Consider the following 11,664-nt stretch of genomic DNA (forward strand, 5'->3'; position numbering starts at 1 on the left):
CTCATAGAGAAGGATCGGTCAACTTTTTGCGTTCCGAACTCGTCTAATCTTTGTATACGCAAGGAGTGTGAGCAATGAGAAGGGGCATGACCTCTGCGGGCAGGCGCAAGGGAAGAGGATTTCGCCGCTTGCTGGGATTCTGTGTATGTATCGGTATCATGGCAGGGGCATGGGCAGGATATCAGCTGCTTATGCCAAGCAACGAGCAGGAGACGCCGGTGTTCTCGGTTGAGCATCCGCTGTTCTATAAAGGCGAGTTCATGGGAGCGGGCGCTCTGCTGGAGGGCGACGAGATCAAGCTTCCGATCGAAGCCGTCACTTCCATGCTCGGAAGCGAGATTCCGATTCGCTATGAAGCCGATTCGGAATCCATCATTTTAACCAATGGCAGTCAAGTGCTGCGAATGAAAACGGATACTCTCACCGCCAAGCTTGGCAGCAAACCGTTCAAGCTGGCTGTCGCTCCGGAAACCCGAAAAGGCATCGTCTATGTGCCTTTGACTCCGCTGAACACGCTGTACGGCGTCCAAGCTCAAGTATCGAAGGTCACTGGAGCCGTTACGCTTGCCAAGGGAGGCGACAGCATCCAGTATGCGATTCCTGGCAAAAAGGAGCTGGCTGTCCGCAACGAGCCGAGCATTCATAGCCCTTATATTGAAAAGGTTCCATTGGAAGGCAGGCTCACGGTCTGGAAGGAAGAAGGAGACTGGTACTCCGTCCAAGGGCCAAGCGGGTACAGCGGTTATGCCCGCAAATCCGAGCTTCGGTTGTCGGACAAGCAGACGACTCAAGAGCCAGTCGAGCAGCAGCCTGAACTGGCGTGGAAATCGACCGGCCAGAAAATCAATCTGACTTGGGAAGCGGTATACAACGTGGCTCCCGATCCGGCGAAGTTCCCTGCCATGGAAGGGGTCAACGTCGTCAGCCCCACCTGGTTCGAATTAATGGATGGAGCCGGCCAAATCCGCAGCAAGGCGGATGCCAATTATGCGAAATGGGCGAGAAGCAAGGGGATCCAGGTGTGGGCGCTGTTCAGCAACGGCTTTGATCCGGAACGGACGACTCAAGCTTTGGCCAATGTCGAGACCCGTTTTTCCATGATCCAGCAGCTTTTGGCCTACGCCAAAATGTACCAGCTTCAGGGCATCAACATCGATTTCGAGAATGTACGGACCTCCGACAAAGGCGCACTCGTTCAATTCGTGAGGGAGCTGACGCCGATGCTGCATGAGCAGGGTCTTGTCGTTTCCATCGATGTGACGCCGAAGTCCAATAGCGAGATGTGGTCCTTGTTCCTGGACCGGGCCGAATTGATTCAAAGCGTCGACTACATGATGCTCATGGCCTATGACGAGCATTGGGCGTCCAGTCCCGAATCGGGTTCGGTCGCCTCGCTGCCTTGGGTGGAAAATTCGATTTTGAGGCTGCTGGAAGAAGATAAGATTCCCGGCTCCAAGCTGATTTTGAGCATGCCTCTATATACGCGGATCTGGACGGAGAAAACCGCTTCGGACGGGTCGGTCAAAGTATCGTCCAAGGCTGTCGGCATGAACAAGATCAGGGAGCTGATCGCGACGAATAAGCTGAAGCCGGAGTTTGATCCGTCAACGGGCCAGAATTATGTTCAGTACCCGGTAGAGGGAGGGCTGAACCGGATATGGATCGAAGACAAAGTCTCCCTTGAGGCGCGCATCGCCTTGGTCCACAAATACGGATTGGCAGGCGTGGCCACATGGAGCCGCTCCTTCCAGGCGGATGATGTCTGGTCTGTCATCCACAACGGCCTCAGCAATCCATCTTGATTCAAGGACGATTGAAATCACGATCAAAAAAAGCCCTCGGCGCCATGACTTCCAAGTGAAGTCGCGGCGCCGAGGGCTTTTATGAAATTCAGGCCTGGGACGAAGGCGGAGCGGCTGCTGCAGGTCCCGAATCGGTCTTGCTTGCAGCAACAGGCAGCTCATCATCATCGCTGTCCAGACCGTGCGTCGCCATCTCTTTGTCCAGCGTGAGGATCGTCTTGCAGTACATGCAGCGGTCGGTGCGTCCAAGAATTTTGGTCTGGCGTCCGCATTCCGGACAGATGAGCATGACCGCGCTGGTCGAGAGCATGCCTGCCCAGAAATAGATGCCGACGCTTACGAGCAGGGCGATCATGCCGATAACCATGAACACGGCGGCAATCACTTTGCCGGTCTGGCCCCAGAAAACGATGCCCGCCGTGCCAAGAATCATAACCCCCATTCCGACAAGGATGAGGACAAGCCCCCACAGGCGGAACTCGTTGATCTTGCTGGATTTAAGTAGCACTCGAATTCATTCCCTTTCATTGGCTCGGGCATAGCGGCCCGATTTCTTGTAAGCAAGGCAGGAAACCGCCTGTTTTTGTCGAATCATAACCTACAGACTAATATTATAGCGGAAACTTCTGGTGGAAGCTATATGGGGGATAACCGTTTGGAACTTATGAAAAAACACGTTTCGAGTTTGCTCCAGTTTGAAGAAGGAGTGATCGGGCTTGTGTCTGTCTCTCATCCCTATCCGTTTCATCCGCAGATCGACGGGTTGGACCTGCTGCTGCTCGTCATCACGAGCTCGGCGTGCAGCCGGCCATCGATTGAACATTTGCGCATGGAAGGGCAGCGTGTCATGATCCGCCGGACAACCTGCGTGGGCTTGGAGCAATGGGTTTCCAACGGGAGCGACGGCAGGATCATCGAATGGCTGCTGCGAGGAGACGTTGTTTTCGACAAGGAAAGCTTCCTCGAACAGATCAAGGCGCGCATCAGCCAATTCCCGGATGAGCTCATGAAGCGGAAGCTGCTTGTGGAGTATGAGGCTTTCTTGAAATCATGCCTTCAAGCCAAGCAAAACCTTTCGGACGGGTTTCAATTCGATGCTCATAACGATATTATCAAAACTTTAAATCATTATGCCCATATGGAGCTGCTTGAAGCCGGACTTCATCCGGAGCCATCCGTTTGGCGGCAGATGCGAAGGTTCCATCCGGGCATTTATAAGCTGTATGAGGAGCTCACGACGAGTCCGGAGACGCTTGAACAGCGCATTCAGCTCGTGCTTCTCGCCTGCGAGTTTTCGATCATGAGCAAAATGCGATCCTGCTCCTCTCTAATCTTTCATATTCTGGAATCGAGGGAGGAGCCTTGGAGCATCATGGAGCTGGCAAGCCATCCTTCCATGAACGGACTTCACGTCGATCTTACGCTTATCCTGCAGAAGCTCGTTCAGCGAGGGTATGTTCGGGAAGTGGCTGTCATGGCCGATCCCAGGGAATCCGATGCGCTTGAGCTGAGATACAAGCTCCCGAGATAAATTTGTTGTTGATTAATGATTCTACATGGATATAATAGGAAGAAATGAATGATTCGGAATCGGGAAGCACCCGTCCGCAGCTGATGCTGGGACGGGTGTTTTTTTGTTCTGATTATGGAAGGAATCATTAAAATTACCGATATAAGGCAAAAAGAGGTGTCTGGAGGAATGCAGTTTGGTTCGGTTAATGTTAATTACCTTATCGGCTATGGTTATGCTAGCCGGTTCAGGCTTGATCATGTATGAATCTATCAACTCGACCAGATCGATGATTATTGCGGAGCAGGCTCGGGAACAACGATAACAATTTTTAGACCATATAATTTTATCTTTCCTGGACGACAATTACAGAACGGTTCCTAGTGTTGGTTTAAAAGCGGACGGTTCATTTAAGTGACAAAGGTGTGGGAAAGTCGGACAACCTTTTTACGAATGAAATTAAGCCGCTGCTCTATCACCCGATCAATTCATGCCAGACCATTCACAAGCAGGTTAGGAAATAACAAGATCCTATGTTAAGGAGCGGATTGAAATGAAACTTTCCAAACTGACCACCGGTCTAACAGCTGCTGCTCTTCTCTTTTCTTCCGTTACAGCATCAATTGAAGCAGCTTCAACTGCGGCCGCCAGTACATCCTTCAAGGATGTGAAATCCAGCGACTGGTATTACAGCTCGATTCAAAAGCTCATCTCGAAAGAGCTGGTCAATGGATTCGAAGACGGCACGTTCAAACCGAATCAAGAGATCAGCAGGGCTGAATTCCTGAAGCTTGTTGATTTATCTCTCCAATTGGATATCCCCGCAAACTTATCCGGCAAGCCCTGGTACACGCCGTATGTAAGTGCAGCTGTAGAAGCTGGCATACACCGTACATCCGATTTTAATGGGAATTGGACTCAGCCGATCAGCCGCCAGGAAATGGCGCGAATCACAGTAAGGGCTATTGATCAAACATTGCGGAATACGAAGACTAGCGACACGCAATTGGTCTATGAAGCAACGAAGCGCGGAATCCTATCTGGCCTTACCGGCGGCGAGCTGGGTCTGAAAGAAAATTCTACGCGCGCTCAGGCAACGGTAATTGTGGATCGGGTACTGACGGTTCTAAATGGCGGAAATCTGACAGCGGATAAGAGAGCTGCCTCGTATGCGGAAGTAGCTTATCGAGGAACAAATGTACAGACAATGTGGGGAGGTAGCTTTAGAAGCTTACCATTCACATCAGAGCTACGTCCAAATATAGCCGGAGAGTTTAAGCAAATTCTTATCATTGACCTTTCTGATAGTAATAGCCCCTTCCGCGATTATGTTCCATCTGGATTTTCAAAGATTAACGGTCAAACTTGGGAAAATGACTATCTAATCGCTTTTAAAGTCACTATTTCCAATAACAAAATAATTAAAGATCAATTTACATTTAGATCAATGGTGGGCTCCAATATACTCATGCCAGGAATTATTCTTCCAAGAGATTCAAAAAGTCCAATAAACAGCAATCAAAATTTCTATGCTCATACAATTAACAACGAAACTATATGGGCGCTATACACAATAAGCAAAAAAGAATTGAATGAATTACACCAATCCAAGCGGCCTGAATTCTTTTTTCAAGGTTATGGAACCAGCACAAATATAATTGAATTAAATAAGAATAGAAGTGTCTTTTAGGAGTGATGCTTAACAATGAAGAGAAATTGTAAATTAAGTGTTCTATTACTAATTACAATGTTAGTTTCACTTTTAAATGAAAGCTTTCTAAATTCACCTATAACTAATGCTTCCTCCGAAAATATTTTCACTGACCAACCGCTTACAGGAATAGATTACTACCCAAGTAGAAATGTGAAGAATTTCAGTAGACAGATCCGGCAATTTTCCGGTTATGAGGTCAACTCGTGGGATGTTGAAATAAATGGAGTTAAGGAGGGACAATTGGGAAGCTACAACGTTACAACTGGGAAAATTGAGTTCGCTGAAATTAACGGTTCTCCGGTTGATGTAACTGGTCATAGAAGCTCTCATATGTACTACGATATATGGCGTAATTCGTCAGCAAAGAATTGGACAATGTCAGGAGAAAACGCAGGTACCTATATATTTACCGCATCCTCAGAGACCTTTTCTGGCGGGTTATCGCAATTTCCAGGAAAAATTCCTGCAACAGATGATTCAAATCAAAGTATTCCATTGTCTCTACGTTATAGCGATGGTTCTGCTGCAGCTTGGTCGGATAGTCTAGGCGCTCCAGATCAAATGTTTACAAGTGATAATAAACAAATTCCCTACACAAAAATTGAATCTAGTTCAATTAAAATTACAAATGCAATTCCTTACTCAAAAAATATGTATATTAATTATTATGGAAAAGGAAAAGATGGATTCGGATATATAAAAGCTTATAAGATGCTGGATAGTAAAAATAATCTTGAAGATATTGACTATAGTTTGCTAAGTGGTTCAACCCAAAACGGAGTTCAAGGAAGACGGTACTTATTGGATTCAGAAACTGATTGGTCAGGGAAGACTTACAAGTTAGATCATAAAATAGTAGTTACTTATAAACGAATAGAAGCTCCCACCAAACCCGACCTCATCGCAGACGACATCTCCGGCCCACCTGTCATCGAAGTCGGGAAACCCGCCACCTTCACGGCCACTTATCATAACGAAGGCATGGACATCAATAACACTTTCAATGTCAAGGTGACGGACGAAAAGGGGATCACACTCAAGCTCGATACCATTCGCTCGATTAAGAGCGGCGAATCAGCCAGCTTGACGTTTGTGAGCACATTCATGACTAGCGCATCCAAAACCTTCAAGCTCACGGTAGATAGCGGCAACGTCATCAATGAATCCAACGAAAGCAACAATACGATTCAGCGCACCTTTACGCCTGGCGCAGCTCCAACACCGACGCCGACTCCAAACAAAGAGATTAAGGCCGATTTTGACGTCCTCCCCCCTTCAATAGACTACGGGGATAGCTTCACAGCTCACCCAAAGGATCTGCAACTGGGAAGCTGCACGTATACCGGTCACATGTACAAATTCGTTCGCGGCAGCAACGAAAGCGTCACTGAATGGATCAGAAGTTATTCCGATACGACCTATACCCGGTCCGACTATCCAAGAGCAATCGGGCAAGGTAACCATCCAGTCTATATGAAGGTATCAACCGATTGCGGAGCAACTGATTGGATCGGACCGAAGACTCTTGAAGTCAAAGGACCAAAGAACAACCATCCGCCAACTTTCCAGATTGCATGGGTGAAACCCAGCGAACCGACAAAACCGGTCCGCCAAGCCATGGAAGGCGATCTTCTTGATCTCGTCGTCATTCAGGATCCATCGGTACCAACTCCGACTGATCCAGACGGAGATGACTTCATCTTTGATGGTTTCGATTACAGTCGAGGCACGCCCTGGATCAAAGGCTTAAAAGGCAAATACCCGACGAACGAATACGGCATGTACGAAGTCACAATGGAGAAAGGCACTCATACTGTCTATGGAACCGGCCGTGACCAGTGGGGAGCGACAGCAGAGGCCAGCGCCTTTATTAACGTTCTTTCCCGCAGCCCCATTTCAATCATTAAATGCCCGGCCAGTGTCATCGAAAATCACATTGTCCCTTTCAGCGCATTCGATTCAAGCGGCAGCTACAGTCCAGACGGAACGCCAATCGATCACTCCCGCGACGAATGGCAGAACAAACAGACCAGCTATGCGAACGGAACCGGCCAAGATATCACCGTCCAAGTCAAACTGGATGTGTATGATACGAAAGGCCGAAAATCGGACGCTCCAGCCGTATGCGAGATTATCGTCAAACCCGATCAGCCCCCCATTGCCAAACTTGAAGTTCCTTCACTTGGCATCCGTAATGAGCCTAACGTCATTCTCAATAAATCCTACAGTCCGGATGGCGATGAAATCATTTCGGCGAAATACAAATACAAATACGACGCGCTGAACAATGGCTTTGCAGATGATACCTGGCAGACATTGACCGGGACTATGAAGCAAGTCACCTTTGCCGGCAGCAAAGTCGGAAAGTATTTATTCTGGACAGAGGTAACTGAAAACTACGGCCTGACGGGCAGCACGGACAATCAATCACAATCAACTCTTGTCCTAAATATCGTGAACAATGCTCCAGAAGTATCCTTCGATCTCAAAGGCAAGAACCCGCAGCCAGATCTGGACGCCAGTACGACCATCCGTCCGGAGAAAATGATTGATTGGCCTGTTTACGTCCCGAACACTTTGGAGCAGGTATACGACAAGCTCAAGCTGTGGAGTGTTGACGGCGGCAGCCTGGTCGGTGGCGAAGGCCGCAATTTCGGCGGGGCAGCGAATAATATGAACCGCTATGAAATGAACCGCGCAACAGGAAATGATACTGTATTTTGGACCATGGGAACGCAAGCCGACAATGGATTTGGACCCAACTCCCTTTCTCCCTGGCGCGCACTTACGAACAAAAACAAGTTTAATGACATCATTCTGGATAAAGACAATGAACTGATGCAGGTTAGAAGTGACGGAAATATCTTGTACAATCACTTCTTGCCTCAAGTATATTCAACTAAAAAACTCACGATCTTTTCCGGTTACAAGGGCTCGAGCTACACCATCTATGGCATGAATCCAAAGAAGTTATCGCCTGTCATTTGGGATTACAGCAACCCCTATTTGCCTAAACGGAAATGGACGAATGGCAGCCCGTATGAGTACGTGATTACAATCGATAACGCCTATCGAAAGTGGTTTACCGTATCGGGATCCTATTTGTATGTAATCCAGACTGCGCAAGGTGAAGTGAGGGTTGCCGCGTACAATGTATCAACAGGACAAGTCTTGAAGGAAAAAAGCTTTACCTCCAGTTTCGATGGAATTGTAGCCGATCGGGACAAGTCATGGGGATCCTTTGATGAATGGAAAATATCCCGTTCCGGAAATGACGGAACCATTGTTTTAAGCAGCTTCTACAATGACCATTCCTCCAACTACACGCTCCCTGACGGCGGGGATGCCGGATATTTCGTCAAGCTTGGTCCTGATTTATCTCCCAAGCGCCTTGGAACAATCAAATCCGTACCGTTAAGGCCGGGAACGTATTGGACCGGCTTTGATTATCACATTGCGGATGAATGGTACACGGACCCGTATGGGAACACATACACCTATGAGGGCCATGGCACCAAAATATCTTCAGGACAGACATGGAATCCGATTCACTCTTACCTGGACTTAACGGTTAACAAATACGACGCCAACATGAATCTAGTCTGGAAGAAGTATGTGAATGAAATCAATCGGGAAGCCGGACTGAACAGCAACCAGGTCGGATTTTACCGGGGGATGACGACCTTGAATTATCATCCAATGTCGATGTCGCCATCGGCGGATGATTTGTACGTCCCTCTAGTTCAAAACGGGGGCTCGACAAGCATTGAATCCACCGTGCTGCGGCTGAGCATGAGGGATGGCACAATTAAGGAACGGCTTCCCGGAGGAACAGGCACCTTCGTTGATTGGAACGGAAACAGGACAGGAAGCAACACAACCCTTACAGCGGATAATGCCAACACCGGCGGCGACTGCAATGCCTATGGATGTGCATTTTTCCGAGAGTATACAGGTAACGGTGTCCTGTTTGAAGTTCTGGAACCTGCTTATCCGTCGAAAATTCCTTACGTCTATATGGCCGTAGGCGATCCTACGACAGGTCCGCTTGCACGTCAAACGTTCACAAACGGACAGATGGTATCCGACGTTTCGCTGAACGATGTGGAGATGAAATTCAGCCTTCGCATGACGGATGTGGACATCGACCAGGAGAGCATGGGCTTCAGCTTCCGCATGCAGGATCCACGGAACCGGTACGCGGTAGAGACAGATGGCCATTCGTTTGACCTTGTGAAATATATGAATGGATCCAGGATGGTACTACAGAATGGTAGCTACCCTTTCCAGTCCGATGTCAGCTACGGATTGAAGGTCAAAACAGTAGGCAATAAAATTGAAGCGTTCCTGAACAACATTCCCATTCTAAGCGCCATAGACGGCCAGTTCACGGAAGGCAAGTTCGGATACTATGCCAACAAAGCCTTTGTCCGTTTCAGCGCACTGACTTACAAGGCCGTCGAAAACAAAGTGGAGTGGTCTGCGGATTATGCCATCTGGGATGAAGGCACAGCGAGGGCTGATGTGCAGTATGAAAACATTCAGTTCTTCGATCCGGAAGGGGATCCTAAAGCCGGCTCCTACTTATGGAGCTATGAACATACGCCGCGATTCATCAACAATCAAGGTTTATCATCTCTAAACGGCCGCATGGTTGAATCCGAACAGCTGACCTTTGATAAAGTGGGGGATTACCTCGTCAAGCTGCAGGCGAGGGACGATCCGCATCCGGATTACCGCTATCCGGACAATCGATTCGGAGACTATCGAAAGGATTCAAATCCGTTTATAAAGAAAGTGACGGTTCACCGGAGGCCAGTGTCGCATTTCACGATTGCATCCGCAGCTGACGGGAAAGTCATCTGGACGGACAGCAGCTATGATCCCGACCGATATGTGAGTTCGACTAACTACTCCACGGAGAACACGGGCATCGATTATCGAACGACAAAAGGAATATTAGAGAAAAAGTTCTACTATGTAACGCCATCCGGGGAAACCGTCTATCAGAAACTCGTCACGCCGCAGGAAAGAGGTATCTACGAAGTCGGGATGGCCGTCAAGGATGAGTACGGGGCTTGGTCGGTGTATTCCATTCAGACGGTCAACATAGGAACGATACCTGCTCACAACACTCCTCCGGTTCCTGGATTCAATCAAACACACTTGAGTACTTTCCGTGGCGTTTCAATTACGTTCGACTCCACTGCCTATGACAAGGAGGACGGAAGTCGAGAGAATCTCCCTCAAACTTGGTATTTGCGAAATGCAACGACCAACGGCGGGGAGACGATAGCCGGCAGCTCTCGTACGAGCTGGCAAAAAACGTTCAGCAGTCTCGGATTGTTCCGCATTCGTCAATTGGTGCAGGATTCAAGCGGCTCTGAAGCCCAGATGGAAAAACAGGTCACCATTCTTAACCGGCTGCCGTCTGTCATGCTTGCCAATCCTGCGAGCAAAGATCAGCTCAAGCCAACCGAGATGATGGAACGGAAGCCATTATTCCGATTTGTTTACTCCGATTCTGATCAGGATGTCCAAACTCATTTCCAACTTATCGTTTACCGGTATGGTGGAGAAAAGCTTCTTGATTCCTCTGTCTTGCCAGGCACGGCCAATAGCTGGAGGCCGAATTCCGATTTGCCCGAGGATGTCTATATGTATATACGGGTACGCGTTTTCGACGGGTTTGACTGGAGCGCATGGAGTGATCCGGGTTATTTCTGGATCAAGCCCAATCGTCCGCCTATCGCCGAATTTGACTGGTCGCCCAAACCTGTATACGAGGGGGACTCATTGACATTGCTGGATCGCTCCTCTGATCCTGATGGGGATCCGCTTACAGAAACGTGGGAGATTTCCAGCCCATCCGGGAAGCGTACCATGGCAAACATTGCTTCGACGATTATTTCGGCGGAGCCAGGGATGTACCGTATTCGGCTTGTGGTGAGCGACGGCAACCTTCAAAGCGAGATAACCAAACAGATCCAGGTCCTGCCGCTCACTTTGACAGGCGATATTGAACATACATCGGAATGGCGGCGTATCCATGCCGATGCAGGCCATGTAATCAGCGGAAATCCAAAGGACTTCTATGCGGGAGAGAAGTGGATCGTCTACGGCTATGTTTCTCCGGCGCCAGTGCGTTACGTAACTGCATATCTACGGGCTGTAGGCAAAGACGGCAGCATAATGGAGACAAGAACTGTGCTTAAGCCAACGCCTTCCAATTCCATCCACAGCGGCGAAATGCACCACAGTCAGTGGGGGGAATTGGACACCGGTTTGGAGAGAGGCTTGTATTCTGTTCAATTCGAAGTCCAGTATGAAAACGGCGTTCGAAAGAAAGCGGAAGTCCCGCTGAGGATTATCGGGTATACGGCGGGAGCAGCAGGTGTCCATCGCCAGCAATAAGGTATTGCCGCTTCGGGGGCTGACGACGAATTGGGAATATAAATAAATGTCGAACAGCCCTTGACGGCTCCTTGATGCATGTGTTAAATTAAATCTCGCCGCTTCGAGAGGGACAGAGAAAACGCAGTGTTATCAAGGGATTCAAGAAATCTTGAAAAATAATGCTTGCGCTAATCTAGGCCACTGTGGTATATTATAAAGGTCGCCGATTGAAAGCGACATGG

General features: G+C 48.6%; 5 protein-coding genes. 4 read left to right on the forward strand and 1 reads right to left on the reverse strand.

The genetic code is table 11. The features are described from left to right. Positions 1 to 191 precede the first annotated feature (191 nt). Positions 192 to 1,802: a glycosyl hydrolase family 18 protein gene (locus PHU01S_RS08790; protein WP_246029178.1), complete on the forward strand. Its 1,611-nt coding sequence runs from the start codon at positions 192 to 194 to the stop codon at positions 1,800 to 1,802. Between the two features lie 88 nt (positions 1,803 to 1,890). Here PHU01S_RS08790 and PHU01S_RS08795 read toward each other — a convergent pair whose 3' ends face one another. Then, positions 1,891 to 2,310, reverse strand: coding sequence for a YgzB family protein (locus tag PHU01S_RS08795; protein ID WP_127507173.1), 420 nt, complete (start codon positions 2,308 to 2,310; stop codon positions 1,891 to 1,893). Positions 2,311 to 2,466: 156 nt separating this feature from the next. Here PHU01S_RS08795 and PHU01S_RS08800 point away from each other — a divergent pair, with 156 nt between their 5' ends. The 3 genes from PHU01S_RS08800 (at position 2,467) to PHU01S_RS08810 (ending at position 11,440) form a co-directional block, all read left to right on the forward strand. Beyond that, positions 2,467 to 3,333 (forward strand): nucleotidyltransferase-like protein, encoded by an 867-nt coding sequence (locus tag PHU01S_RS08800; protein WP_281279745.1) that lies wholly within the window; start codon positions 2,467 to 2,469, stop codon positions 3,331 to 3,333. A 532-nt stretch (positions 3,334 to 3,865) separates the two neighbouring features. Next, a complete protein-coding gene (locus PHU01S_RS08805) occupies positions 3,866 to 5,002 on the forward strand; it encodes an S-layer homology domain-containing protein (protein ID WP_127507176.1) in 1,137 nt (378 codons plus the stop codon). Positions 5,003 to 5,266: 264 nt separating this feature from the next. Then, on the forward strand, positions 5,267 to 11,440 hold the full coding sequence (locus tag PHU01S_RS08810) for a CARDB domain-containing protein (RefSeq protein ID WP_164763026.1): 6,174 nt from the start codon (positions 5,267 to 5,269) through the stop codon (positions 11,438 to 11,440). Positions 11,441 to 11,664: the final 224 nt, after the last annotated feature.

Origin of the sequence: Paenibacillus humicus NBRC 102415 (assembly GCF_004000905.1) — a bacterium.
In the GTDB taxonomy this organism is placed as follows: domain Bacteria; phylum Bacillota; class Bacilli; order Paenibacillales; family Paenibacillaceae; genus Paenibacillus_O; species Paenibacillus_O humicus.